The sequence below is a fragment of the Paenibacillus sp. FSL K6-1217 genome (genome assembly GCF_045040735.1).
Classification (GTDB): domain Bacteria; phylum Bacillota; class Bacilli; order Paenibacillales; family Paenibacillaceae; genus Paenibacillus_AQ.
Genome location: NZ_CP150271.1, coordinates 589722 through 614891 on the forward strand (window position 1 = coordinate 589722; position 25170 = coordinate 614891).

At 53.1% G+C, this 25170-nt stretch carries 23 protein-coding genes; 17 read left to right on the forward strand and 6 right to left on the reverse strand.

Annotated elements, in window-relative coordinates:
- Window positions 1–148: 148 nt before the first annotated feature.
- The 6 genes from sbnA (at window position 149) to MHH28_RS02340 (ending at window position 8347) form a co-directional block, all read left to right on the forward strand.
- Window positions 149–2356 carry a 2,3-diaminopropionate biosynthesis protein SbnA gene (gene sbnA / locus MHH28_RS02315; protein ID WP_405111239.1) on the forward strand — a complete coding sequence of 736 codons (2208 nt, stop codon included), beginning with the start codon at window positions 149–151 and terminating at the stop codon, window positions 2354–2356.
- A gap of 187 nt (window positions 2357–2543) precedes the next feature.
- On the forward strand, window positions 2544–3770 hold the full coding sequence (locus MHH28_RS02320) for an MFS transporter (RefSeq protein ID WP_405111241.1): 1227 nt from the start codon (window positions 2544–2546) through the stop codon (window positions 3768–3770).
- A 1-nt stretch (window position 3771) separates the two neighbouring features.
- Window positions 3772–5079, forward strand: a complete 1308-nt coding sequence (locus MHH28_RS02325) for an alkaline phosphatase family protein (protein WP_405111244.1) — start codon at window positions 3772–3774, stop codon at window positions 5077–5079.
- Between the two features lie 772 nt (window positions 5080–5851).
- A complete protein-coding gene (locus MHH28_RS02330) occupies window positions 5852–6595 on the forward strand; it encodes a metal ABC transporter ATP-binding protein (protein WP_405116799.1) in 744 nt (247 codons plus the stop codon).
- Window positions 6588–7430, forward strand: coding sequence for an iron chelate uptake ABC transporter family permease subunit (locus tag MHH28_RS02335; RefSeq protein ID WP_405111247.1), 843 nt, complete (start codon window positions 6588–6590; stop codon window positions 7428–7430). The genes MHH28_RS02330 and MHH28_RS02335 overlap by 8 nt, the downstream gene beginning before the upstream one ends.
- Window positions 7427–8347 (forward strand): metal ABC transporter substrate-binding protein, encoded by a 921-nt coding sequence (locus MHH28_RS02340; protein ID WP_405111249.1) that lies wholly within the window; start codon window positions 7427–7429, stop codon window positions 8345–8347. The genes MHH28_RS02335 and MHH28_RS02340 overlap by 4 nt, the downstream gene beginning before the upstream one ends.
- Window positions 8348–8559: 212 nt before the next feature.
- Here the strand turns inward: MHH28_RS02340 and MHH28_RS02345 are convergent, their stop codons facing one another.
- A complete protein-coding gene (locus MHH28_RS02345) occupies window positions 8560–9258 on the reverse strand; it encodes an O-methyltransferase (RefSeq protein ID WP_405111252.1) in 699 nt (232 codons plus the stop codon).
- Between the two features lie 136 nt (window positions 9259–9394).
- Between MHH28_RS02345 and MHH28_RS02350 the strand changes: the two genes are divergently transcribed.
- The 4 genes from MHH28_RS02350 to MHH28_RS02365 all read left to right on the forward strand — a co-directional run bounded on the left by MHH28_RS02350 (window position 9395) and on the right by MHH28_RS02365 (window position 11901).
- Entirely contained in the window at window positions 9395–10279 is an 885-nt protein-coding gene (locus tag MHH28_RS02350) for a LysR substrate-binding domain-containing protein (RefSeq protein ID WP_405111255.1), read from the forward strand.
- Between the two features lie 98 nt (window positions 10280–10377).
- A complete protein-coding gene (locus tag MHH28_RS02355; protein WP_405111258.1) occupies window positions 10378–10866 on the forward strand; it encodes a DUF2975 domain-containing protein in 489 nt (162 codons plus the stop codon).
- A 10-nt stretch (window positions 10867–10876) separates the two neighbouring features.
- Complete coding sequence (locus MHH28_RS02360; RefSeq protein ID WP_405111261.1) at window positions 10877–11092, forward strand: helix-turn-helix domain-containing protein; 216 nt, start codon at window positions 10877–10879, stop codon at window positions 11090–11092.
- Between the two features lie 38 nt (window positions 11093–11130).
- Entirely contained in the window at window positions 11131–11901 is a 771-nt protein-coding gene (locus MHH28_RS02365; RefSeq protein WP_405116801.1) for a DUF817 domain-containing protein, read from the forward strand.
- 5 nt (window positions 11902–11906) lie between these two features.
- On the opposite strand, the gene MHH28_RS02370 is transcribed toward MHH28_RS02365, so the two are convergent.
- Window positions 11907–13034 carry a saccharopine dehydrogenase family protein gene (locus MHH28_RS02370; RefSeq protein WP_405111264.1) on the reverse strand — a complete coding sequence of 376 codons (1128 nt, stop codon included), beginning with the start codon at window positions 13032–13034 and terminating at the stop codon, window positions 11907–11909.
- Between the two features lie 124 nt (window positions 13035–13158).
- Between MHH28_RS02370 and MHH28_RS02375 the strand changes: the two genes are divergently transcribed.
- Entirely contained in the window at window positions 13159–14220 is a 1062-nt protein-coding gene (locus MHH28_RS02375) for a helix-turn-helix transcriptional regulator (RefSeq protein WP_405111267.1), read from the forward strand.
- Between the two features lie 112 nt (window positions 14221–14332).
- Here MHH28_RS02375 and MHH28_RS02380 read toward each other — a convergent pair whose 3' ends face one another.
- Window positions 14333–14875, reverse strand: a complete 543-nt coding sequence (locus MHH28_RS02380; RefSeq protein ID WP_339224314.1) for an NAD(P)H-dependent oxidoreductase — start codon at window positions 14873–14875, stop codon at window positions 14333–14335.
- 321 nt (window positions 14876–15196) lie between these two features.
- Here MHH28_RS02380 and MHH28_RS02385 point away from each other — a divergent pair, with 321 nt between their 5' ends.
- Complete coding sequence (locus MHH28_RS02385) at window positions 15197–16243, forward strand: Rieske 2Fe-2S domain-containing protein (RefSeq protein ID WP_405111270.1); 1047 nt, start codon at window positions 15197–15199, stop codon at window positions 16241–16243.
- Between the two features lie 294 nt (window positions 16244–16537).
- Here the strand turns inward: MHH28_RS02385 and MHH28_RS02390 are convergent, their stop codons facing one another.
- The 3 genes from MHH28_RS02390 to MHH28_RS02400 all read right to left on the reverse strand — a co-directional run bounded on the left by MHH28_RS02390 (window position 16538) and on the right by MHH28_RS02400 (window position 19699).
- Entirely contained in the window at window positions 16538–17641 is a 1104-nt protein-coding gene (locus MHH28_RS02390; protein ID WP_405104199.1) for an IS4 family transposase, read from the reverse strand.
- A 304-nt stretch (window positions 17642–17945) separates the two neighbouring features.
- A complete protein-coding gene (locus tag MHH28_RS02395; RefSeq protein ID WP_405111273.1) occupies window positions 17946–18551 on the reverse strand; it encodes a histidine phosphatase family protein in 606 nt (201 codons plus the stop codon).
- A 179-nt stretch (window positions 18552–18730) separates the two neighbouring features.
- Window positions 18731–19699 carry a zinc-binding alcohol dehydrogenase family protein gene (locus MHH28_RS02400; RefSeq protein WP_405111276.1) on the reverse strand — a complete coding sequence of 323 codons (969 nt, stop codon included), beginning with the start codon at window positions 19697–19699 and terminating at the stop codon, window positions 18731–18733.
- A 175-nt stretch (window positions 19700–19874) separates the two neighbouring features.
- Here MHH28_RS02400 and MHH28_RS02405 point away from each other — a divergent pair, with 175 nt between their 5' ends.
- The 5 genes from MHH28_RS02405 to MHH28_RS02425 all read left to right on the forward strand — a co-directional run bounded on the left by MHH28_RS02405 (window position 19875) and on the right by MHH28_RS02425 (window position 25164).
- The gene (locus MHH28_RS02405; protein ID WP_405111279.1) at window positions 19875–20330 is read left to right on the forward strand and encodes a MarR family winged helix-turn-helix transcriptional regulator; all 456 of its coding nucleotides are present in this window, start codon (window positions 19875–19877) and stop codon (window positions 20328–20330) included.
- A 42-nt stretch (window positions 20331–20372) separates the two neighbouring features.
- Window positions 20373–20723, forward strand: coding sequence for an ArsR/SmtB family transcription factor (locus MHH28_RS02410; RefSeq protein WP_405111282.1), 351 nt, complete (start codon window positions 20373–20375; stop codon window positions 20721–20723).
- Window positions 20724–20903: 180 nt separating this feature from the next.
- Window positions 20904–21569, forward strand: coding sequence for a TetR/AcrR family transcriptional regulator (locus MHH28_RS02415; protein ID WP_405111285.1), 666 nt, complete (start codon window positions 20904–20906; stop codon window positions 21567–21569).
- A complete protein-coding gene (locus MHH28_RS02420) occupies window positions 21562–22842 on the forward strand; it encodes an MFS transporter (protein ID WP_405111288.1) in 1281 nt (426 codons plus the stop codon). Before MHH28_RS02415 ends, MHH28_RS02420 begins: the two co-directional genes overlap by 8 nt.
- 3 nt (window positions 22843–22845) lie before the next feature.
- Window positions 22846–25164, forward strand: coding sequence for an ABC transporter permease (locus tag MHH28_RS02425; RefSeq protein ID WP_341347367.1), 2319 nt, complete (start codon window positions 22846–22848; stop codon window positions 25162–25164).
- Window positions 25165–25170 lie beyond the last annotated feature (6 nt).

A 25170-nucleotide genomic window follows, 5' to 3' on the forward strand; every position in this document is an offset into this window, starting at 1 on the left:
CTAATAGGTTATAGTACGGTACAGAGCCGGCTTTGGCTTGGGCAGATGCCCCGGGGCTGAACACACAGGCAGAATGTTACATAGATTAATGAAGGTATTCATCCGGGAGGCTGCGTTCAGGCCACCGGTGCGGGAGGCGTCGAAAGGAATGGCGGAGCAGTTGCGGGATAAAGTAAACGAAGTAATCAGGTACTTCCCCTGGTACAAGGACCTCATTAGCGATAAGCACGTGAATTACAGTCTGGAGCAGCTTCCCCTTATGACTTCGGATCTGCTGGATATTCATTATTATGCGGGCGAACCCGAACCTTCTCTTGCCGTCTACCGGACCTCGGGCACCAGTACAGGACGGCGTAAATCAATCGTCTATTCGGAAGAGGATGAACAGCATTATATCGATATCAAAACCAGATTGTTCGGGAAATTGCTTCAGGGAAGCGGATGTGCCCGGGCGCTGGCGGATATGGGAACCGGACATGCTGCGAATACGGCGCTGGCTATTTTTGCACGGCTGGGACTGGTGAACAGCTCCATTCCCTTCGAGTTGCCGGTAGAACAGCATATTGAGCGTATTCAGGCTTTCCAGCCCGACCTGCTGTACACCATGCCCTCGATTCTGGATCATATCGTATACGCTGCGGAGGACCCCCGCACGTTCGGAATCCGCAAAATCATTCTGGTCGGCGAGATCGCTACACAGGAGTGGCAGCAGAATATGGCCCGCCTGTTCGGCCTGAAGCCGGAGGATATTACCGATACGTACGGCTCAATTGAAATCGGCACGTTTGCTTATTATTCGCATGAGCTCGGCCGGTATCTGCTGGCTGAAGGCATCGTTGCCGAAACCGTCGGAACGAAGATCGTAGGAGAAGGACTCGGCCCGCTGGGTAACGGCGAAGGAATTCTGGTGTTAACTTCAACCGTGCGTAAGCTGCTGCCAGCCCTCCGGTTTGTCACCTATGATGTTGTGAGGGATTTCAGGACTGTGCAGGTAGACGGGGCGGAGCGGCAGAGCTTCCAGTCCATCGTCAAACGGGTGGGCCGTGAGCTGAAGCATGGGGAGAAAATCAGCATCTACGATATTGAACAGGTGGTCTACCGTCATCTTCAGCAGGCCAGGGTCCGGGTTCATGTCAGCCATAATGCATTATCCGTGTATATCCAGAGCAGGTCAGCAGATCCCTCCTGCATTCCGGTCATCAGGGAAGAGATCAGGGCATGCATCCCGGAGATTGGTCTGATGATCGCAAATCATCTGCTTGACGATATTGAAGTCATTCTGACGGCAGAGGGCGGGGAGCTGGCGGGCGGGCAGGTGAAGAACAAGAAGCTGTATTATCAGCTTGCCCCCATGCAGGACAGGGCAGAGCCGCAGCTTGCCAGCGGTATCTTAGCGTCCATCGGAAATACACCACTCCTCAAGCTGGACCATCTGTTTCCCGAGAGCGGGTTCAGCGTATATGCCAAAATGGAGCTGATGAACCCCGGAGGAAGCGCAAAAGACCGTCCAGCCCTATGGATGATCCGGGAGGCCTGGAAGGAAGGGCTTATCGGGCCGGGGACCGTTATTATTGAATCCAGCTCCGGGAATATGGCGATCAGCCTGGCCATGATATGCAAGCAGCTGGGGATGACCCTCATCAGTGTGGTGGATGTCAGAACCACCGGGATGAATCTTCAGCTGTTGAAGGCCTTGGGTGCGACCATTGATTTCATTGACCGCCCTGATCCTGACAGCGGAGAATTTCTGCCGGCCCGTCTGAAGCGGGTGCAGCAGCTGCTTGCGGAGACAGCGGGCAGCTATTGGCCGAATCAGTATGCCAATCCCAATAACCACCTGTCACATTATGATACGACCATGCCGGAGATTGTGAAGGAGCTGGGGCAGGTCGATTATCTGTTCTGCAGCGTCAGTACCTGCGGAACGATCCGCGGTCTGGCAGAATACGTGAAGGACAAGGGGCTGCGGACCCGAATAGTCGCGGTGGATGCAGAGGGCAGCGCTATTTTTGGCGGCAATTCGAAGCAGCGGCGGTTCCCTGGATTGGGTGCCGGTATCGTGCCTCCGCTGTGCAGGACGGAGCTGATCGACCGGATTGTGCATGTTACCGACGCCGATATGGTGAAGGGCTGCCGGGCGCTTGTCCAGAGGGAATCCATTCTGGCCGGAGCCTCCTCCGGGGCAGTGCTTGCCGCTATACGGCAACTGAAGCAGGAGATCCCTCCCGGCGCGGTCTGCGCCGCCATCCTGCATGATAAGGGAGAACGGTATCTCGATACGGTATACTCGGACACTTGGGTTCAGAACCAATTCGGAGCGGAGCTGCTGTCAGCCACGGAAGAGTTCCTGGCGTGACCCCAACAGGGGAGAACGGGAATGCTCTGCTGAAATAATCAGGATCTGTGCGCATTGGTAAGAAGGCCTATGGTATGATGGACGTAATCGTAATCCCAGATCCACAAGTGATTTTACATCCCATTAACATGGTTCAGATGTTCGCGTGATATAACTGAACCAGCCGGTTATAAGAGGAGAAGATGAGATGAAGCTAAGCAAAGAGGAGAAATCGTGGATTCTGTACGACTGCGGGAATTCCGCGTATTCGATGGCTGTCACTACGGCGCTGCTGCCGATTATTTTCGGGATGTTCAATAATGTGGGCAGCAGCATGGACCTGGGGTACTTCAACTCCATCGCCAGTATTCTGGTCGCGGTGCTCAGTCCGATTCTGGGCACCATTGCCGATTATAAAGACCGGAAGAAGCGGTTTTTTATTTTTTTCGCTGCGCTTGGTGTGCTCGCTACCGCCTCACTGGCCTTCGTGTCCCCGGACAGCGGGCAATGGCAGCTGCTTATCGCCTTCTACATTCTGTCAGCGGTCGGCTTCGCCGGGGCCAATATCTTCTATGATTCTTTCCTGGTGGATATTACGGAGGATGAACGGATGGACCGGGTGTCAACCAGAGGCTTCGCCTTCGGCTATATCTTCAGCTGTATTCCGTTCGGCATCAGTCTGCTGCTGATCTTCCTGCTGGGAATGGACAAGGCCATCGGCTACCAGATCGGGTTCATCATTACGGCGCTCTGGTGGGGTCTGCTGACGGTGCCGATGATCCGGGATGTACGGCAGAGATATTATATCGAGCCTGAGCCGAAGCCGGTTGCCCGGAGCTTCCAGCGCCTTGCGGCCACCTTCAGGAATATCCGCCAGCACAGAATCGTGTTTGTATTCCTGCTCGCTTACTTCTTCTATATTGACGGAGTAGATACGATTATCAAAATGGTTGTGCCCTACGCCACTTCCGTCCTCGGCACAGATTCCCTGGATACCTTCACGCTGCTGGGGATTCTGCTTATCATCCAGATTATTGCCTTTCCCTGTGCGATTCTCTATGGCAATCTGGCCAAAACCTACTCCGCCCGGAAACTGATTATTGCCGGGATATTCACCTACGTTATTTCTTGTATCGCAGCGTTCTTCATTAGCTCGGTGTGGCATATTTTCCTGCTGGGTGCGCTGATCGGCTCGGCACAGGGCGGCATTCAGGCGCTGAGCCGGTCCTATTTCGCCAAAATCATCCCGAAGGAGAATTCCAATGAATTCTTCGGGTTCTATAATATCTTCGGCAAGTTCGCGGCGATTCTCGGCCCTGCCTTAATGTCTCTGACCACTACCTTGACCGGCGATGCCCGCTACAGTATTTTGTCAATTATCCCGCTGTTTCTGATCGGCTTCTTCATCTTCATCACTCTGCCTAAGGGGACATAGTATGGAATCTACTGGACTGCAACCACCCTCTGCTGCCAAGCATCTGATCGTTATCTCTTATGATGCTTTCTCTGAAGATCACTGGGAGATGGCCAGCCGCCTGCCTAATCTGTCCAAGCTGATCGCCGCAGGAGCCTACAGTAACCGTCTGAGAAGTGTCTATCCCACACTCACCTATGTGGTGCATACGACAATCGCAACCGGCGTCTACCCGGATAAGCATGGCATTCACCACAACAATCCGCTGCAGCCGTTCGTGCCGGAGGAGGATCAGCGCTGGTTCTGGTTCCGGGAGGCGGTACAGGTGCCGACGATATATGATGCCGCGCGGGCGCAGGGCTTAAGTACGGCGGGGCTGCTCTGGCCGGTAACCGGCAAGTCGTCGATTCAGTATAATATCCCGGAGATCCGGGCGCTGAAGGGGGAGAATCAGGCGCTCAAGGTGCTGCGAAGCGGGAGTCCCCTGTACTGCGCCCGGCTGGAGCTGAAATACGGACGGATCAGGCAGGGCATCGCCCAGCCGCAGCTTGATAACTTCACCACGAAGTGTGCCGCCGATACAATTAAGCGCCATAAGCCGAACCTGCTCATGATGCATCTGATTGACCTGGATGACACCAAGCATCTATACGGCACGGACAGCGGGGAAGTAGATGATGTCATCCTGAGGATGGACAACCGGCTGGGGGAGATCATCCAGGTGGTAGAGGATGCCGGAATCCGGGAGGAGACGGTGATCATGGTGCTTGGCGACCATGGTCAGTTCAATGTGCGCTACAAGCTGCATTTGAACAATCTTTTGCAGGCTAAGGGGCTGATCTATGAGAAGGACGGTGTCATGCACTGGCGGGCGTACTTCCAGAGCGGCGGCGGTTCGGCTTATCTGCATGTGCAGCCCGGAGATGAGGAGGCGCATCGGCTGGCCTTGGCGGCTGTTAATGAATTTATGCATGATGGAGCAGCAGGCATTGAGAGCGTATACACGGCAGAGATGTTGAAGCAGCTCCATGCCAGCCCGGTGGCTAAGGTCATGCTTGAAGCCCGCCGGGGCTACAGCTTCGATGAAGCGCTAACGGATACGCTGGTCAACGATCTGCAGGCTGAGGGCATACGCTATGCTACACACGGCTACTCCCCGGATTCAAGCGGATACTGCTGCAATCTGGTCATCGCAGGCGCAGGGATCAAGCAGGATTATGCTATCGGTGCGCTGGAGATGGTCGACATCGCCCCGACGATGGGACGCATTCTGGGGATTGATTTCGGACCAGGCGATGGGCGGGTGCTGGAGGAGATTTTTGAAGAGTAGCGGGGGATAGTAATGGTAGTGTGAATGATGGATAGTATGACGAATGGTATGAATGGTGAAAAGAGCTACTTGAATTGGTCTGATCAGGATGTCCGCATACGCGGCAGCCGGGTTGGGCTTTTTTATCGTTGATTGTACCGGCAAATATGATGATAGCTTGCTTATACGGTGTTGCGGCTGTGGGGTGCGAGTACGCGTAGGCCGAATGTATATGGAGAAGTGAACATAATTTACTCAAACCGAATACATGTGCTGGCGCGTAGTAGAGTGGCGTTTACCTAAGGAAATAGGTGGATTTCGTCCACTTGCTGATGAACGAATGAGCGCTTCCCGGACAACAGTTGTATAAACAACACTTATTTTCAGCCCATCCAGCCGCAGAAGACCAAACTAACTATTTTAGTTGTACTATTTCCACTTGTTTCCTTATATTTGCCTAAAGTGGGCTGATTAAGATACGTTTTTCCACCTGTTTGCCGCTAAGAAGGAGACGCCCTGCCTGTGGACATGCCTGGGACCTCGGACACGAATATACGTTGGAGGAGTAGCCTCGAATGTAATTTAAATTTAAATTTCCGTTGACAATTTGCCTATGATCAAATATATTATCCATAAGAATAAAAGTTTCCTCAAGGAAACAAAAATGCATATGAGAAACAATATGCACAATATTCACAATAGACTTATTAATTTTCTATACAGATTGAAATGCTAGATAGGCTAGATTTGCTAAGTAAGCTAGAGACCTAATAGGAGACGGGGTGTTGGCATGATTCAGATTAGAGGCTTGAATGTTGATTATTTTGGCAATTCCGCGCTGGAGGGTGTGACTTTGGATATCCCCTTCGGGCATTCGGTGGGCATTATCGGGCCGAACGGCGCCGGTAAATCCACGTTCATTAAGGCGCTGCTGGATGTGATTAAGAAGAGAAGCGGAACAGTGAAGGCAGAGGGCAAGGACATCGCCCTGTACAGACGGAATATTGCCTACGTGCCGCAGAAGAACGATATGGATCTGACTTTTCCCATTACAGTCAAGGATACGGTGCTGACCGGGACTTATCCGAACCTTAAGCTGTTCCGGCGTCCGGGGAAGAAGGAGAGGGAGATTGCGGAGCGCAGCATGGCGATGGTGGAGATCAGTGACCTTGCAGGTAAGCAGATCAGCAATTTGTCCGGCGGGCAGCTGCAGCGGGTGTTTATCGCCCGGGCGCTGGCTCAGGAGGCTAGTGTGTTTTTCCTGGATGAGCCGTTTGTCGGTATCGATATGGTCAGTGAGCGCATCATTGTGAACCTGTTCAAGCAGCTCCGTGCGGAAGGCAAGACCATCCTGGTGGTGCACCATGATCTGCATGAGGTCGAAGAATATTTCGATAAAATCATTCTGCTCAACAAGCAGCTGATCGCCTTCGGAGATGTGCAGGATACCTTCACCACAGAGAATATCCGCAAAGCATACGGGACATCTCTAGGCAATGTGATGATCCAAGGGGCAGGAGGTGCCGCCCATGATTGAGGCGTTGTCAGCTCTGCTGAATATTCCGGTATACGCCATCAACGCAGGATTATCCGCGATGATCCTCGGAGTGGTGTCGGGGGCGCTGGGCAGCTTCATCGTTCTGCGCAAAATGTCGCTGATGGGAGATGCCTTATCTCACGCGGTGCTTCCGGGCGTCGCCCTGTCTTATATCCTGGGAATTAACATACTGTTAGGAGCTTCCCTGTTCGGTCTGTTAGCTGCAATTCTCATTCAATTCATCACCAGCCGCAGCAATATTAAGAGCGATACCTCGATCGGCATCATTCTTAGCTCCTTCTTTGCACTTGGCATTGTCTTGATCACGTTCGCCCGCAGCGGGCTGGATCTCACTCATATTCTGTTCGGCAACATTCTGGCCGTTCCGCAATCCGAGCTGCTGCAATCCTTCATCATCATGCTGGCGGTGCTTGCCATTATTACACTGCTGTACAAGGAGCTGCTGATCAGCTCATTCGATCCGGTGGTGGCGAAGGCCTACGGGCTGAAGACTGGCTTTTATCATTATCTGCTGATGATGCTGCTCTCTGTAGTGACTGTGTCGTCCTTGTCCCAGGTCGGGATTGTGCTGGTCATCGCCATGCTGGTCATTCCGGCAGCCACCTCGTATCTGTGGTCCAATTCCCTGCTGCATATGATCGTGTTGGCTTCTCTGGCAGGGGCGGTCTCGGGGATCATCGGCGTGTACGTAAGCTTCCGCTACAATCTGCCGACAAGCGCTACCATAGTGTTGGTTGGCGTCACGCTGTTCAGCATTTCATTCATTATATCGCCCAAGAATAATTTTCTGCGGAAAGGATTGAAGCAGGCATGAAACTGTTCAAAATACTATCGGCATCCGTACTCATTCTACTACTCGCCGCATGCTCCAACACCAGTAAAGGGGGAGCAGATGACGGCAAGCTGCAGATTGTAGCCACATATTCGATCATTGCAGACATGACCCGGAATATCACCGGAGAGAAGGCGGAGGTCTACAGTATGGTGCCTATCGGCACAGACCCGCATATGTATGACCCGCTGCCCGCAGATACGGGCAAGGTCTCCAGCGCAGACCTTATTTTCTATAACGGCTTGAACCTGGAGACCGGCAAGGGCTGGTTCCAGGATCTGCTCAAGGTCACGAAGAAGGAGGATGCCGCATTTGCCGTCTCCGAAGGGGTAACACCGATGTACCTGACCGAGAAGGGGAAGGAGACTCAGGTGGACCCTCATGCCTGGCTGGATATACAGAATGCGGTCAAGTATGTGGAGGTCATTACTTCACGTGTGATCGAACGGGACCCGGACAACAAGCAATATTATCTGGATAACCAGACCGCGTATGTGAAGGAACTGACAGAGCTGGACCAGTATGCCAAGGATGCCGTGAGTAAGGTTCCGCAGGAGAAGCGCGTCCTGGTGACCAGTGAGGGAGCCTTCAAATACTTCTCCAAGGCCTATGGCTTCGAATCCGCCTTCATCTGGGAGATTAACACCGACAGTCAGGGCACACCGGAGCAGATGAACCGGATCATCAGCATCATTAAGGAGAAGCAGATCCCTGCGTTATTCCTGGAGACGAGCGTTAATCCCAAGACGATGGAGACGATCTCCCGCGAGACCGGAGTGCCGGTGCACTCCAAGATCTTCACAGACTCTCTGGCGAAGGAAGGCGAAGACGGAGACACCTACCTGAAGATGATCAAGTGGAATATTGACAAGGTGATCGAGGGCTTGTCCAAGACATAGGCAGATATCTGTGTACGAAAAAAGAACCTGGAACAATAAATAACCCGCAGAACCGGATAAGCACAGCTATCCTTGCCTGCGGGTTATTTGGTATTACCTGAGTCATCATCGAAGCTGAAGCCTCACTTTGTGGGGTTATTTTAAAATATAAGAATGTATATGTTTCACGCTATACATTATCCTTCTATTTCTCGCCGAAACGGTACCGTCCTTTACAAGGACGGCAAAGCCGTTTCCACTTGTGCGGTGACAATGCCGAGCACGAAGCCGTCATATCCCTTGCTGCCTACTGTCTGTATTGCAGTAGCGTCTATACGCGGCTCGGCGGAGAGCAGCTCCATGAACTGCCGGATGCCTTGAACCCGGTCATCCGTACTTGCCGGATTAATAACCTCGCCATCCCGTACGATGTTATCGGCCACAATGACTGCGCCCGGCCGGGCCAGCTTCAGCGCCCACTTCAGGTAATGCGGATTGTTCGGCTTGTCGGCATCAATGAAGATGAAGTCAAAAGGCTCGGCGCCCCGGGCTTCCAGCAGCGCCAACGAATCCAGCGCCGGACCTTCCAGCACCTCTGTCTTGTGTGCCAATCCCGCCATTCTCAGGTTATCCTCAGCCACAACCACATGCTTGTGCTCGAATTCGAGCGTGACCAGCCTGCCCGTCTCCGGCAATGCCCGTGCCAGCCAGATGGTGCTATAGCCGCCCAGAGTGCCGATCTCCAGCATGTTGGACGCTCCCTTCATCTTAGCCAAAAGATACAGCAGCTTCCCTTGATTCGGAGCGACATCAATCGCTGGTAAGCCGGCCCCGGCATTTGCATCCAGCACAGCGTCCAGGATCGGGTCTGCCGCCAGCAAGCTGTCGCCCAAATACGTGTCTACTGTGCTCCATGTGTTCTGTTCTGTCATGTGAATCCCTCCGTTTGTATTATTGTATGGGAACTGCTTTAAATATAAGGCAAAATGATTCATAAAACTAATATATGTTAATGGTATAATCATAAGTATTAGTTATGAATACAACCTATGAATAGGGGTGCATTTCATGAATATTCATGCACTGAGGCTGTTTTATTATGTAGCCGAGACAGGAAGCGTTACGAAGGCGGCTACCCGGCTGAGGATCAGCCAGCCAGCGGTTACCAGCCAGATCAAGAGGCTGGAGCAGGACCTCGGCCTGACGTTGTTCCAACCCAGCGGCCGGGGAATCTCGCTGACTCCCTTCGGGATAGAGCTGGCGAAGCAGGCTGGCAATCTCTTCACTTATGAACAGCGGGTCGAGGAATTCGTGGAAGATTACCGCCAGGGCCGGAAGGGGAAGCTGCGGATCGCCGCTACTTATCTTCCGGCGAACTTCCTGGTTCCGGGCTGGGCCGCTCGGTTCAAGGCGGGGCATCCAGACATGGAGATTGAGATTACCACCACCAATTCCCAGCAGGCCTTTGAACAATTGCAGCGTCATGAAGCGGATGTCGCTTTTTACGGGGGCGGGGCCAAGGAGAAGCCGGAGGATGTGGACTGGCTGGAGCTTTTTGAGGATGAGCTGTGGTTCGTAGTGGCCCCTTCCCATCCCTATGCCAATGCTACGGTACCCTTAGAGGAGATGATGCAGGAGCCGTTCGTGATGCGTGAGGAAGGCAGCTCCACCCGGGAGCGTCTGGTCTCGCTCTGCACCACTTATGGCCTGAAGCCGCCGCGCGTGACACTGCAATTCAGCGGGCTGGGCGAAGTGATTCGTTCAGTTATGGCAGGATATGGTGCCAACTTCATCTCCTCGCTTGCGGTGCGGGACTATGTGGAATGGAAGCAGTTATCCCGGGTACACGTGGAGGGTATTCAGCTAAGCAACCATATTGCCGTCTGTACACGCAAGAACGAAACCCTGCCTGCCGGGCTACAGCGTTTCATTGATATTTGCCGGCAATCGTAAACAATAATAATTTATTATTTTTCAACGTAAATATATTGATAAACGATAAAAAATATGCTAAATTAAACTCACCATTAATGAGTGAGGTGCTTTTTTTGATGAAACGTAAACCAGCTTCAACCACTTTTCTGAAGGCCGTGATCCTTCTGCTGGCCCTGGGTGCGCTGGCCTTGTGCATCTTTGTGGTCCCGGCAATCGCCGGCTTTGCCGCCGAGCTGTATCCCGGGCAGGTTTATCTTAAGGTGCTGGTCATGATTGATTTGTATGGGGCGGCTGTACCTTTTTACATTGCGCTCTATCAGACCTTCCATCTGTTAGGATATATTGACCAGAACATGGCCTTCTCGGATGCCTCTGTGCTGGTGCTGAAGAATATTAAGCACTGTGCAGTTGCCATCAGCGGAATGTTCGCCCTGGGTATGCCGCTGTTCTATCTGATGGCGGAGAAGGATGATGCTCCCGGCATTATTGTCATTGGAATGATTTTTATTTTTGCCTCGATGGTCATCGCCGTATTTGCGGCTGTACTCCAGAAGCTTTTGAAAGATGCTATTGATTTGAAATCTGAGAACGATCTGACAGTCTGAGGTGGCTACCATGGCGATTATTGTTAATATTGATGTGATGCTGGCAAAGCGGAAAATGAGTGTAACCGAGCTTACGGAGCGGGTGGGAATTACGATGGCGAACCTGTCCATCCTCAAGAACGGCAAGGCCAAGGCGATCCGCTTCTCAACGCTTGAGGCGATATGTAAGGCGCTGGATTGCCAGCCGGGCGATATTTTGGAATATACACCTGATGCTATTGAATAATAGGCGCCGGGCGCGGGGAGGGAACGTTATTGAATTCCATGACAAGGCTGCTGCATTTCGGGTATCATCAGGCGATGAGCTGTATCTTCCCTGTGGCGATCTTTGGAACGTTAATTCTGACAGGGACAGCAGAGCTGCCGTTCATCCACCGCTATGATCTGATTCTGCTGATCCTGCTTACTGTGCAATATCTGATGTACCGGAGCGGGCTGGAGACTCTCGATGAGCTTAAGGTCATCTGTGTGTTTCATGTGATTGGACTTGTGCTGGAGATGTATAAAATAAGAATGGGCTCCTGGGCCTACCCTGAACCCGGTTATGCGAAGCTGCTCGGTGTGCCGCTGTACAGCGGATTCATGTATGCCAGTGTGGCAAGCTACATGTGCCAGATCTGGCGCAGGCTGAAGATGGATATAACCGGCTGGCCGGGTCTTGCCGCTGCGGGACTGCTGGGCGGAGCGATCTACCTGAACTTTTTCACCCACCACTATATTCCGGATTTCCGCTGGTGGCTGACGGCCCTGGTAGTGGGGGTATTCTGGCGCACCTGGATCATCTACCGCGTGCAGGGCAAGACGTACCGGATGCCGCTTGTACTGGTATTTGCCATTGTGGGATTCTTCATCTGGCTGGCCGAGAATATTGCGACCTTCCTGGGGGCGTGGCAATACCCGGATCAGCGCGAGAGCTGGCATCTGGTAGGCTTCGGCAAAATCAGCTCATGGTTCCTGCTCGTCATCATCAGCGTAATTATTGTCGCCCAGCTTAAGCATGTGAAGGCCGGGCGGAGCGGCGGGCGGTCCGGGTGAGGCTGTTACGGTCTGCCGGACCGGGTCCAGTAAGCCAAGCCGTCCAGCCGGTAAGCGAAAGGCTGCCCGGTGCCGTGATCGCCTGCCGGAATCAATGACAAGTGTTCCCCGCCGGAGCGGAGGGCGAATAGCTGCTCAATGTGATAGACCCCGGGAGAAGGCGCAGACTCATACAGCTTCAGCGCCACCCCGGCTGCCGTTGCAGCGGTGATGGCTGCTTCATGTACACCTGTAATTCCGTATTCCCTTGAGGCGGGCTGCCCGTCCTTCATGCCGTAAGCATCCACTTTGACGGCGTAATGCTCCGAGCCGAAGCGGAAGCGGGTGAACGCCTTGACCGCGAGATTGCGGAGCGTCGGGTTCCCCAGCAGACGGGACAGGCCGGTGCGGCGCAGCAGGGCTGCGGCTGAGGTCATGCTGCGGGAATCGAAGCAGAGCCGGGTCGAGACGGAAGGAACCTCCAGCACCTGAGGCAGAGTCATTTGATCCGAAAAAGGAAAACGGTACGCTCTATGCGTCCCCAGTTCAAAGCCGAAATCTGCAGCTTTGACCTCCGTGAAGCTTGAGGTGGTGCGCGGTCTGCCGTGTTCGGTGATCTCGAAGCCGGCCCCGAGGTTGTCCACCGTCCACTCCATAGCAGCCTGTCCGTGGCTGTCTCCCAGCCCCAGCATAATCGAGATGTCGATCCGCTCCGTACGGTCCAGCTCCTGGACGGCCCGTGCCGCAAGCAGGTTCGTTAGCCCCGGGGCCAGGCCGACACTTAGCACTGCTGCGGCCTTAAGCTTATGCTTCACAGCGTCCAATCTGTGCAGCTTGGTCAGGAAATCTCCGCTTGCCGAGATATCTACATAATGGGTGCCGCTCTGGAGGCAGGCTTCGGCCAGGCGGGTGTCCTGCTGGTCCAGACACATGACGACCAGCTTGACCTTCTCCAGCAGCTTGGGGTCAAGCGGCAGGTCGGCGCTCAGCTGGAGCGGCTTCACATTTCCGCCGGTACTGCGGGAGAATTCCTCGGCCCGTTGCAGGTTTCTTCCTGCCGCGTAGACTTTGCCGGGGTGCTGTGCTCCGAGAATCCGGCATATCTGTGACCCGACATGCCCGTAACCGCCGATCACTACAATATCTGTTTTCATGATAATATCCCGTCCTTCGTGGTGGATTGCAGGTTCTGCGGTATAATTAACTCTACATATCATTATCCGGCTTGGACGGGCGGCAGACTATCCCACATTTGTGGGATTTCGGGGGGGACAGAAGATGAACAAGGGAATACACAGCATATTGCAGCTTGATCCTGCCCGGGGTGGCCCGGTTCTGGATTCGCAGCAGTTCCGCGAAGCGGTGATTGCCAGGCTCCGCCTGCTGATTCCGTTCGCTGCGGCCTGTTGTACGACAGTTGACCCGCACACGCTTTTAACCACGGGGGCGGTCACGGAGCAGGGACTTGAAGAGGTTCATTCGGTATTGTTCGAATATGAATATCTGCATGAGGATTATATGAAGTATGACCAGTTAGCAGCGTCGGATATTCCGGCAGTCTGCTTAAGCGGAGTGACCGGGGGAAGCCTGGAGAAAAGCGCGCGTTACCGCAAGGTGCTGCGGCCCGCCGGATTCGGGGATGAGCTGCGTGTGGCGCTTCGCACAGGCGGGGTCTGCTGGGGGTTCCTGACCTTATTTCGCCTGCTGGGCCAGCCGCCGTTCCAGGAGCAGGAATGTGCCATGCTGGCTTCGGTGTCTCCGCTGATCGCTGAACGCCTGCGCGCGTATGCCTCTGTCCTGCCGGTATCCGCAGCGGACCGGGCAACGCCGGAGGATAACGGTATTCTGGTGCTAAGTGATCGGCTGGTCCCGGTCAGTGCGAATGCAGCGGCCCGTTATTGGCTGAAGGAGATCTGGAACCTGGAGCCACTGGAAGAAGGGCAGCTTCCAGGCCCGGTACGTGCCGTCTGCCTGCGGGTGCTTGGTGCGAATAGACATGCCGCGACCGGGCCTGCTCAGGCGAGGATCAGTCTCCCCACCGGAGACGGGGCTTATCTGACGGTTACCGCAAGCCTGCTTGGCGGTCCGCAGCGGCAGCTCGCCGTTTCTCTGGTGAGTGCCCGCTCTGCGGATGTGTTCCGGCTGCTGGCCGAAGCTTTCGCACTGACCGCACGGGAGAAGCAGCTTGCCGAGATGCTGGCGCTGGGGTTATCGACCAAGGAGCTGGCAGCATCGCTGCATATCTCCGCCTACACCGTGCAGGATCATTTGAAATCCATCTTCGCCAAAACAGGCGTATCCAGCCGCAGAGAGCTGATCAGCCGCCTGCTTCCGCGATAAGGGTGGAGAGATACAAATAAGGGGAATCTCCGCAGCCGGATGGCTGGAGATTCCCCTTTCTTCATAACTGGAACTGCTTCGTTATTGGATGGAAGATTACCGTTATGAATTCTTACTGGCGCAAAGTCTTCAGCGCGCCGCTCCAAGCCAGGACCTGATCCAGCATGGCATTGACGTTGGCGGCATGCAGGTCCGCAGGCTTGAATACTGAGCCGTTCTCGAAATCGGTGAACAGCGAGAGCAGCGGGTGGACACGAACATCGGCGACAGACAATTCGCCGAGAATTCCGCGCAGATGCTCAGCGGCACGGACACCGCCGCCTGAACCATAACTTACGATTCCGGCTGCTTTGTTATGCCATTCATCGCGTGCGGAGTCCAGAGCGTTCTTAAGTACTCCGGTTAGACTGTGATTGTATTCTTGGACGATGAACACGAATCCGTCCAGTGTCGCCAGCTTGGCAGCCCAAGCCTGAGCTTCAGCGTAGCTGTCACTCTCTCCGAAGAACGGCAGTTTGTAGTCGGCAATATCCACGATTTCATAGTTGGCATCTCCACGGGCGTCAGCAATCCCCTTCACCCATTCGCCTACCTGCGGGCTAACGCGGCCCTGGCGTGTGCTTCCGAGAATAATTCCGATATTAAGTGTTGTCATTGTAATTCCTCCCCGTATTTGGTGTTCGGTGTTTTGCAAGTAGTTTATGTTTTTATTATATCTAATAACTTTAATAAAGCAAGTGAATTTTCGAAACTATTTTTGCGGATTTGCTAATAAGGATAAAAGGTTAAGTATGTAGTTTTCTTATGTTATAATGCATAACATTCAAAGATGGATTTTAGGCGTGAATACAAATAAATTAGATTGAAGATTGATTTTATAGCTATACACAGCTTAAAATACACTCAACAAGTCAGTTATTCTAACATATAATTAAGGATCTTATGTATTCATACTATATGAAGAGGTGGGGCAGCCATGATTGAGGAAAAGAAACGGCAGGCAGAGCTTGAACTTCCGCGTGATTGCACCTTCTCGCCTGAAGACTGGCGTATTCTGGCCCAGTACTGGTACCCGGTGGCCACCGCAGCAGAGGTGCAGGATCAGCCGGTGGCCGTGAAGCTGCTGGATATGAAGCTGGTATGCTACCGCAGCGGGGGCAAGGTGGTGATTGCCCGGGATCTGTGTTTTCACCGGGGAGCGCCATTAAGTAAGGGATGGGTTGAGAACGGAGAGATTGTCTGCCCGTATCACGGGTTCCGCTATAATTGTGAGGGGAAATGTACTGCCGTACCGGCACATCCAAGCGCCAAAATCTCGCCCAAATTGAAATTGATCGTCTATCCGGCCATCGAACGCTACGGTCTGATCTGGACCTGCCTTGCAGATGCGCCGGAGCAGATTCCTTCCTTCCCGGCCTGGGATGATCCAGACTATATTAATATCCTGATTCCAAGCTTCGACATTGCCGGTTCTTCCGGGCGGCAGATGGAAGGCTTCCTGGACGTATCCCACTTCGCCTACGTGCATACGGCAACCTTCGGTGACCGCAATAATACAGAGGTCCCCCAGTACAAGGTATGGCGTGAAGGGGAGACGGAGCTGGTGGCTGAATACTGGAGCACAGTCAGCAACTATGGCAAAGGGCAGGAGAATCCTGCGCCGGAAGGCTTCCAGTGGCTGCGGGAGTTCCGTGTATTCGCACCGTTCGCCGCTTCGCTGACCGTCTATTTCCCGGACGAAGGCAGGCTGAAGATTCTGAACTGTGCGTCTCCGGTGTCGGCCCGTTATACCCGGCTTTTCTGCCCGATCTCGCGGAATTTTGATAAGAATGCGCCCTTAGAGGACACGGTGAAGTTCAATCTGCAGGTGTTCCAGGAGGACGCGGAGATGGTGGAGTCGCAGACGCCCGAGGATCTGCCGCTGGATCTGCAGGCCGAAGCCCATATTCCGGCAGACCGCACATCCATTGCTTACAGACAGCTGCTAAGCAGCCTTGGGCTGGGGCAGAATTATACGTCCTGAGCATTATTAACAGCACACGCCCGGCAGCAGAGAGCAGACTCTCGGCAGCCGGGCGTGTATTATTGTATTGAGTTGTTGCAGGCTGTTGCGACAGGCGGAGTTAGCGGCAGCAGCTAGTAGCTCATCAGATCTAAACGTGTGAAAATTACTTTAACTAATAGCTTGCTGAGGGTTTACCGCGCCCCGATTAGGGTGCAAGGGTAGGCTTAAATGCAATTTGTACAACTAAATCGTCAGTTGTGCCGCTAAATCTCTGTTTAGTTGTATTTCCTGCAGGCCTGTTGATTAGCTAAATTATGGGAATGCAAGATCATTAGCGAAAAAGGTAATCCATTCTACGGGTAAACGTTGCAGCGTAAATAAGCGGTCAAAGTCGGCAAACGTTAGTTTTGCGCTCCAATGCACCCCTGCATTCCCTTCGTCAAACAGGAATTTTAATAACACATAAACCAGTAGAGCCGTATATAACTGGCCGTACACAGCGTTTGGTGTGGTCCCAAATAAGGTTGGAATGTTTAAGTGCTGCTTAATCCAGCGAAAAAACACTTCAATCTGCCACCGCTTTTTGTAGATTTCTGCAATCCGCTCGGCGGAGTGCCAGTGCAGATTCGTAGCAAGGATCACCGGATTGCCTTGCGGATCTCTTAGGATCACCACGCGAAAACGGTTTTTGGAAAGCCCTTGTTTTTTTCCCAATTGGCAGGTGAAATCTTGTTCGAGTGTTCCCGTGAAGGGTTCGCTTCGCGTTCGGGAGACCGGGGAGTGAAAGAGCGTGTTGTCCCGAAGCCGAATAACAAAGAATTGGTGCTGCTCCAGATAGTCATCGAATCGTTTGTAACCGCTATACGCCCGATCAGCTACGAGAATAAACCGCTTGTCGGTCACCTCGGGACAGCTTTTGAAATCATGGGAATTCCCTGTGGTCTCGGTCACCTTATGGAGCCGGCCTTCATCGGCCACTACCGACACGTGCAATTTAATTCCCGCTCGTTCGCCTTTCAGCAGAGCCCAAGGAAGCCGCCCTTTACCCACGGTAATTTTAGTGGAATCGACGAGCAATAACGCTTTGGGAATCCCTAAATGTCTTCGGGTCGAGCGATTACACCGATCGATCATGAGGTTCAGCAGTTGCTTAAAAAGCTCGAAGGGAACCTTCTTCGCTTTTTTCGAGAGCGTAGAATGGTCTACGGGTCTGAGGCTGCTTGAAACCATGCGTACTTCACCATCCCGATACCCCTTCCACTGCTGGAACGAAGCCTCCGCCAAGAACAAGAAGAGGTCATAGACGGTGAATTTCCTTGCTTTATCGACATATTCAAGTTCTTGAAGAAACGGTGAGAGTTTCTCTTCGGGAATCACCGATTGCAGAATGTTCGAGATTGAAGTAGACTTTTTCATGAGGTCGCCTCATTTCGGATGTTTGTAGGGGTACAAACACTTTACCGAATGAGCGGCCTTTTTTCTACCTTTTTTTAGCTAATCAACAGGCTTGTATTTCCTGCAATTAAAATGCCTCTATACCTGGATTTTCGCCAATCTGGGCAAATTTAGTTGTACAGACTACACTTAGAAGAGGAAAATATTCCTTTTTAAGGTTTTTAATTGCATAGAATACACCTATCTCTGAATGTTCGCTTCGAACGAAACTTTATACCTCACCGCATTTATGGAATGAAATCACTTGTTTAAATCTGATGCTGTACTACACCGTATAATTTTCCAACGATACGCCCCATTGTCCGTCCACAAGCTCGATTCGGTGCAAGCTGACATAGGAAGCCGGGAATTTACTGCCGCGGTTATTCCAGTCCATTCCTCTTATTATATGATAAATGATATTTATAACTCCGCCGTGCGTAACAATCATCACGTGATCATCGGGACCGCTGCGCGCGTGCTCTGCGCACAACCGGACGAAGGCCTCCTGAATCCTTGTGAAGAATTCAAGCGGACTCTCTCCGCCGGGGTAACGCTCTTCCATCCGCAGGCCGGAGAAGTATAAGCCGGGATACCGTTCATTCACGATTTCGTTCGGCATACCGGCGATCACGCCGTTGTTCATCTCCCTCCAGTCCATGCTGCGCTCCAGGGGTAACTCCAGCTCTCTTGCCAGCTCACCGGCTGTATCCAGCGCCCGCTGCAGATCGCTGCTGACTATACGTTGTATAGGAAATGAAGACCGGTTCTCTCTGAGATAGCGGCCCAGCTTCTCCGCTTGCCTGTAGCCCTGGGTATTCAGCCCCCGCTGGCTCCAGCCGCCGCGATATCCTTCGTCATCCTTGCCGTGTCTTACCAGATAAATCGCCAACTGCTCTTCGGCCTCCTGTTTTATGAAGCTTTTGTATGATTCCTTAGTAGATTCCTTCAAGAAGGATACCCTGCTAAGTCTATCACTCAATTTCTAGAAAGTTCAAGAACAGAAGTTACAATCGAAGTAACGCAGCTTGACAATACCCGGACATAGCTTTGCTTGAAGGGTCCGGGAATCTACTTGTTGTTCGGCACGAAGACAATACGTTGCTGGCTGTCCGGCTGAGTCATCCATACCTGTTCAATTTGGGATAGCGGGTATACTATCGGATTTGCCGTAAGCTGGCCCTCTGCAATGGCATGGATCAACGCCGGGAATTCCGCCAGATATCCGGCTGGGGTGACAGACCCCTGGCCGCTGCCGATGATCTGGAAGTTGGCAGAGCGGAGTGCAGCGGAAGGAATCGCGGCGTCCCTACCCGCCATGGAACCGATCTGAATCCAGGTTAACAGCCGGCTGCGGTCGGACCGGCGGGTTAATATCGGGAGCATGGCGAGTGCAGCAGGCTCACCCCACAGATAGTCGAGCACGATATCAACTTCGGCTGAGGCTTCGCCAAGATCCCGGGCCGCTGTCCCGGGATCTCCGGCAAGTGATAAGACTACATCTGCACCAAGCTGTGTAAGTGAACTGAGCCGTTCCGGGTTCCGCCCGGCGGCGATGATCTGACTGGCTCCCATAAGCTTGGCGATCTGAACGGCCATTTGTCCGGAGTTGCCGGTAGCACCTAGAATGAGAACCTTGAACCCGGGCTTAGTCTGAACCCGGCGGCGGAGGGTCACCCAGGAGGACATGGCCGGATTCATCGCGGCGGCGAGGAGCACGGGATCAGCATCTGCGGGTAGCGGGACTGCGCGGCGGAGATCGATAAGGGTCTGGTCTGCGAATGATCCCAGCGCTGTATCGGTTGCTACAAAATAGACCAGCTTGCCATCCGGCAACCGTCCGACGCCGTCAATACCGGGGATTAGCGGCAGTTCCTCCGTACTGGTGTAGTGAGAACCATTGGCCTGTGCCCGGACCCGGAGATGTAACCCGGCAGCCAGCACATCCACTAGAGCTTCGTGTTCTCCTGAAGGTACAGGAGCTTCAAGCTTTTCGTATTTCGGACCTGAATCGAATGATCTTACAACAGCAGCGTACATAAATAACCCTCCATGTACCCGGATTTTTACCCGGGTGAGAATTTTTTTGTTTGTGAAACAAACTAATAAGTTTGCAATACAAACAATATAGTTTGTATTACGTACAAAGTCAACGGCTGCTGTGGTACAATAGGAGCAAACAGTCTGAAATATACAAAAGTGCGGAGTGAAATCAATGAGCAGTTACGATAATTCTTTTGATAAGCTGGATGATCTGTCGATGGTAGACAGCCTTGTGCAGCTATCCTTCCTGATTCAGAATATCCTTGCCAGAATAGGAACGGAGCATGATCTGTCGATCATTCAGATCCGTCTGCTGGGGATACTGCGTGACCGGGAGCCGGGTATGCTGCAGCTGGCCAAGCATCTGGGCCTCGATAAATCCAGTATTACAGGGCTCGTTGACCGGGCCGAGCGCCGCGGGCTGGTAGAACGTACCGTATCGCAGATTGACCGGCGGGCATTCAATGTGAGGGCTACTGCGGCAGGCTGGAAGATCATTCACGAGGTCGGGGAGCAGATCGAGTGTCAGATAACGGCGGTAACTGATGGTCTTACCGGGGAGGAGCGGGCGCAGATGATTGCCTTGGCTGGTAAGATTCTGGCCACTGCACCTGGGGTGAGCCGCTGAACGATAGGGTTTGTGACGATGAAGCATAGAGGAGGAATTTCCATGGACCAGGAACTTATGGATGAACTGGCGTCTGAGTTCAAGAATTCGCTGAAGGTGTTGAGTGCGGTTGGTGATGAGACCCGGCAATCCCTTCTGATGGCCTTGCTGCAAGGGCCGCAGGATACGGGTATGCGTGTGGGCGAGATAAGAGTGCTCACCCACCTATCCCGTCCATCCGTGTCGCATCATCTGAGAATATTAAGAGAGGCGGAGATTGTCAGCGTCCGAAAAGAAGGAACGCGCAACTATTACCGGCTTGATTCCGGAAGCAAGCTGATGGTGCTCAAAAGCCTGGTGAACGGGCTGGAGAAGGTTCTCGCACAATGTGAGAGTGAAACAGGGATTCTCTGATAATGGAGAACCCCCTGCTTAATATTGAGGCTATTATTAAGAATGCGGAAAATTTAAGCTACCATGTTTCATCCAAGCATGCTATTCTATAATCACTTACCGACAGACAGTCGGTCGGTGCAGATGTTAGGAGTACGGATTGGCAAATTGAATGGGTACGAAACACAAGGAGACATGACGATGAGAGTTGTAAAAGAAGCGGAAGCCCGCAGAAATGAGATTCTGGATGCGGCAGAGGCGCTGTTCGGACAGAAGGGCTTCGACGGTACCAGCACGGGTGATATTTTGGGCGAGGTCGGCATTGCGCGCGGGACGCTGTATTATCACTTCAAGTCGAAGGAGGATATTATGGACGCGCTGATTGAGCGGACGAACGCCAACATCCTTCATGCCGCGCAGCAGGTTGCTGAAGATAAGAGCATACCCGTCATCGAGCGGATTCTGCGTGTCGTCATGGCGCTGAACATCAGCAGCGGAGACGGTGGCGGCACGGAGATCATGGAGCATATCCACAAGCCGCAGAATGCGCTGATGCATCAGAAGATTCAGAAGGCGGTCATCCGCGACGTCCCGCCGATTCTTGCCCCCATCATCAGCGAGGGGATAGAGCAGGGGATATTTCATACTCCCTATCCGTACGAATGTATGGAGATGGTTGTTGTTTACGCCACCACTATTTTTGATAATGACATGGTTGAAATGACGGAGGAGGAGCGAATGTCACGCATTCTGGCCTTCATCGCCAATGTGGAACGGCTGCTCGGTGCCGGGAGCGGAAGTCTGATGAGTGTGATGCAGATGTTCAGCGGCGCAGGTGAAGCCAATGGGGAACATAGGGATGAATAGCTCCGGCACAGGCTTCGGCAGATTTCTGTTTCTGTGGTCAGGGCAACTGATCTCAGCCATCGGCAGCGGGCTCACCGCGTTCGGGCTGGGGATCTATACCTTACAGCAGACCGGGCAGGCATCGGCGATGGCGCTGGTGACCCTGCTGGCATTCATGCCTTCCCTGCTGCTAAGTCCTGTCGCAGGCGTGCTGGCGGACCGCTATGACCGCAGGCTGCTGATGGTAATTGGGGACAGTCTCTCTGCCTTAGGTCTGATCTATATTCTGGTATGCCTGCTGAATGGAGAAGCGCAGCTGTGGCAGATATGCTTAGGCGTGACCGTCAGTTCGGTGTTCTCCTCTCTGCTTGATCCCGCCTATAAGGCTACGGTAACGGATCTGCTCACCGAAGAGCAGTATACGAAGGCCAGCGGTTTTGTGCAGATTGCCGGCTCCGCCAAATATCTGATTTCGCCGCTTATTGCCGGGCTGCTGCTGACAGTGTCTGATGTGAAGCTGCTGCTGATCATCGACATCTGTACATTTTTCTTAACCGTACCGACTACCCTTGCCATCCGCAGCGGTCTAGCCTCCAAGCAGGCGGAACATGCACAGGCCTTTATCCGGGAATTCAAAGAAGGCTGGAGAGCAGTCTCCGGGAACCGGGGGGTGCTGGTGCTGGTGATTATGACCTCGGTCATGACCTTCTTCATCGGATTCATTGAGACCTTGTCCATGCCGATGATTCTGGCGTTCTCCAGCAGTGCGGTCTTGGGGACGCTGGAGACGGTCATGGCCTCGGGAATGCTGGTGTCGAGTGTCGTGATAGGGATGCTGCGGATTCAAAAGAATTTTGTACGCATGCTGTCCATATCGCTTTTTTGCTCAGGAATCAGTATCGCGGTCTTCGGTCTGCGTGAGAATATTGTGCTGATTGGCGCTGCGGGGTTTATGTTTTTTGCCATGCTGCCCTTCACGAATACTGCCCTGGATTATCTGGTCCGCACCAATATCGACAATTCGGTTCAGGGAAGAGCCTGGTCACTGATCGGACTGCTCTCACAGCTCGGATTCGTGGCGGCTTATATGCTGGCGGGTGTGTTGGCAGATTACGTATTTACTCCCTTGCTGGTGAGTGGCGGAGTCCTGGCGGATAGTGTAGGACGGATTATCGGCACAGGCAGCGGACGGGGGATGGGACTTCTCATTATTATTGCCGGGCTGCTGTTAAGCGCCGCTTCGGTCATGATCTATCGGCTCAAATCCATTACAAGTCTTGAGAGCAGGGGGTAACTTATGTTTTACCGAATCATCCGCAGCGATATCCGCACAAGCAAGGGAATCACGCTGACGACTATGCTGTTCGTAGCTGCCGCAGCCATGCTCGTCTCTCTGTCAGCCATTCTGGTCGTCAACCTGACAGGGGCCATTGATCATCTGATGACACAGGCGAAGACGCCGCATTTTCTGCAGATGCATTCCGGACAGCTGAATCAAGCCCGGCTCACGGCCTTCGCAGAGCAGAACAGCAAGGTTGAGGATCACCAGGTGCTTGAGTTCCTCAACATAGAAGGCGCGAAGATTGGTATGGACGGCCATACGCTTATTGACAGTGTCCAGGATAACGGCTTCAGCACACAGAGCAGGAAGTTTGATTATCTGCTTGATCTGGACGGGAAGGTGATTGATGTACGGGGCGGCGAGGTGTATGTCCCGATCAGTTATATGAAGGATGGCTCCATCAAGGCCGGAGGGACGGTTACCGTGGGTGACACAAGCCTCACCGTAGCGGGGTTCCTGCGGGATTCACAGATGAACTCGCTGCTCGCTTCGTCGAAGCGGTTCCTCGTCAGCCCGGCGGATTATGCAGAGCTGGCGCAGTACGGAACCACGGAATATCTGATTGAGTTCAGGCTGAAGAACCTGTCGATGCTGGGGGCCTTTGAGACCGACTATACCGCAGCGGGACTTGAGGGGAACGGCCCGGTGATTACATATCCCCTGTTCAGAGTGCTTAATGCGATTTCTGACGGGCTGATGATTGCGGTGATCCTGCTGGCGAGCGTTTTGGTCGTTATTATTGCTTTTCTATGTATACGGTTCACCCTTATGGCTACCATCGAGAGCGATTACCGGGAGATTGGTGTTATGAAGGCCATCGGCCTGCGCGTCTCGGATCTGAAAAGAATCTATCTGGCCAAATACGCAGCGATAGCCGCTCTGGGCAGCCTCCTTGGCCTCACGTTATCATTCATCTTCAGAGGTCTGCTCCTTGAGAATATCAGGCTGTATATGGGCGAAAGTGCGCATCCGGCGCTTGCCCTAGCCTGCGGTGTCCTTGGTGTAGTGCTTGTATTCCTTACTATTGTTGTCTATGTGAACAGGGTGCTGAAGCGTTTCCGCAGGATTTCGGCGGTCGAAGCCATCCGTTATGGCACATCCCAGGAGACCCGGATGGGCTCCAGACGTTTCACCTTGAGCGGCAACCGGCTGCTGAACACGAATGTCTATCTGGGGGTTAAGGATGTTGTGTCCAGAAAAGGTCTATACGCAACCATGCTTGCGGTGCTCGTCATCTCTTCCTTCCTGATGATTGTGCCCCAGAATCTCTATCATACGATTTCCTCCCGGGGCTTCATTACATATATGGGCATCGGTGACAGTGATTTGCGCATGGATATCCAGCAGACTGACCATATTGCTGAGAAGGCCGCAGAGGTTGTGCGGGTCATGGACGAGGATCAGTCGGTATCCCGCTATGCTGTGCTTACCACCCGGGCGCTTAACGTACAGCTCGATCATGGAGCCGGGGAACGGTTAAAGGTTGAGCTGGGAGACCATTCTATTTTCCCGGTGGCCTATTCGGAAGGGCGGAGACCGGAGGCAGCGGATGAAATCGCCCTGTCTGCCGTCAATGCGAAAGATCTGGGCAAAAAGCCCGGGGATTCCCTCGTCCTTCTGCTTGACGGAGAACCGCAGACGCTTACGGTAAGCGGAATTTATTCCGATGTGACCAACGGCGGTAAAACGGCCAAGGCCGTATTCACTACACGATCAGCAGAGGCGATGTGGTCTGTCATCTATGCAGAGCTGGCAGATAAGTCGCTGGTGGGCAGCACAGTCTCCGAATATGCCCGGCAGTTCAGTTATGCCAAGGTGTCAGGGATTGATGAATATGTGACACAGACCTTCGGCTCCACCATCCGTTCAGTCGGTAAGGCCGCATGGGCTGCTCTGGCCGTAATGCTGGTCCTTAATGTACTGATTACCCTGCTGTTTATGCGTATGCTTGTAGCTAAGGACCGTTATCCTATTGCTGTCATGAAATCCATGGGCTTCCGGAATTCGGATCTGACGGTACAGTATTATACGCGTTCTATATTTGTACTTGTGATCGGGATGGTGCTGGGAACCCTGCTGGCGAACACCCTGGGGCAGATTCTTGCAGGGGCTGTGATCTCCTCCTTCGGGGCATCGTCCTTCAAGTTCGTGGTCCATCCGCTCTCCGCGTATCTGCTGTGTCCGCTGCTAATGACCGGTTCTGTACTCATCGGGGCGGTTACCGGAACCTCGGGCATCGGCCGCATTCAAATATCCGGCAATATTAAGGAGTAGATCAGG

Excerpts from the sequence above, each read along its gene's own strand:
- sbnA (WP_405111239.1), top strand. The coding sequence starts at position 149 with ATGGCGGAGCAGTTGCGGGATAAAGTAAACGAAGTAATCAGGTACTTC.
- MHH28_RS02320 (WP_405111241.1), top strand. The coding sequence starts at position 2,544 with ATGAAGCTAAGCAAAGAGGAGAAATCGTGGATTCTGTACGACTGCGGG.
- MHH28_RS02325 (WP_405111244.1), top strand. The coding sequence starts at position 3,772 with ATGGAATCTACTGGACTGCAACCACCCTCTGCTGCCAAGCATCTGATC.
- MHH28_RS02335 (WP_405111247.1), top strand. The coding sequence starts at position 6,588 with ATGATTGAGGCGTTGTCAGCTCTGCTGAATATTCCGGTATACGCCATC.
- MHH28_RS02340 (WP_405111249.1), top strand. The coding sequence starts at position 7,427 with ATGAAACTGTTCAAAATACTATCGGCATCCGTACTCATTCTACTACTC.
- MHH28_RS02345 (WP_405111252.1), bottom strand. The coding sequence starts at position 9,258 with ATGACAGAACAGAACACATGGAGCACAGTAGACACGTATTTGGGCGAC.
- MHH28_RS02350 (WP_405111255.1), top strand. The coding sequence starts at position 9,395 with ATGAATATTCATGCACTGAGGCTGTTTTATTATGTAGCCGAGACAGGA.
- MHH28_RS02355 (WP_405111258.1), top strand. The coding sequence starts at position 10,378 with ATGAAACGTAAACCAGCTTCAACCACTTTTCTGAAGGCCGTGATCCTT.
- MHH28_RS02360 (WP_405111261.1), top strand. The coding sequence starts at position 10,877 with ATGGCGATTATTGTTAATATTGATGTGATGCTGGCAAAGCGGAAAATG.
- MHH28_RS02365 (WP_405116801.1), top strand. The coding sequence starts at position 11,131 with ATGACAAGGCTGCTGCATTTCGGGTATCATCAGGCGATGAGCTGTATC.
- MHH28_RS02370 (WP_405111264.1), bottom strand. The coding sequence starts at position 13,034 with ATGAAAACAGATATTGTAGTGATCGGCGGTTACGGGCATGTCGGGTCA.
- MHH28_RS02375 (WP_405111267.1), top strand. The coding sequence starts at position 13,159 with ATGAACAAGGGAATACACAGCATATTGCAGCTTGATCCTGCCCGGGGT.
- MHH28_RS02380 (WP_339224314.1), bottom strand. The coding sequence starts at position 14,875 with ATGACAACACTTAATATCGGAATTATTCTCGGAAGCACACGCCAGGGC.
- MHH28_RS02385 (WP_405111270.1), top strand. The coding sequence starts at position 15,197 with ATGATTGAGGAAAAGAAACGGCAGGCAGAGCTTGAACTTCCGCGTGAT.
- MHH28_RS02390 (WP_405104199.1), bottom strand. The coding sequence starts at position 17,641 with ATGAAAAAGTCTACTTCAATCTCGAACATTCTGCAATCGGTGATTCCC.
- MHH28_RS02400 (WP_405111276.1), bottom strand. The coding sequence starts at position 19,699 with ATGTACGCTGCTGTTGTAAGATCATTCGATTCAGGTCCGAAATACGAA.
- MHH28_RS02405 (WP_405111279.1), top strand. The coding sequence starts at position 19,875 with ATGAGCAGTTACGATAATTCTTTTGATAAGCTGGATGATCTGTCGATG.
- MHH28_RS02410 (WP_405111282.1), top strand. The coding sequence starts at position 20,373 with ATGGACCAGGAACTTATGGATGAACTGGCGTCTGAGTTCAAGAATTCG.
- MHH28_RS02415 (WP_405111285.1), top strand. The coding sequence starts at position 20,904 with ATGAGAGTTGTAAAAGAAGCGGAAGCCCGCAGAAATGAGATTCTGGAT.
- MHH28_RS02420 (WP_405111288.1), top strand. The coding sequence starts at position 21,562 with ATGAATAGCTCCGGCACAGGCTTCGGCAGATTTCTGTTTCTGTGGTCA.
- MHH28_RS02425 (WP_341347367.1), top strand. The coding sequence starts at position 22,846 with ATGTTTTACCGAATCATCCGCAGCGATATCCGCACAAGCAAGGGAATC.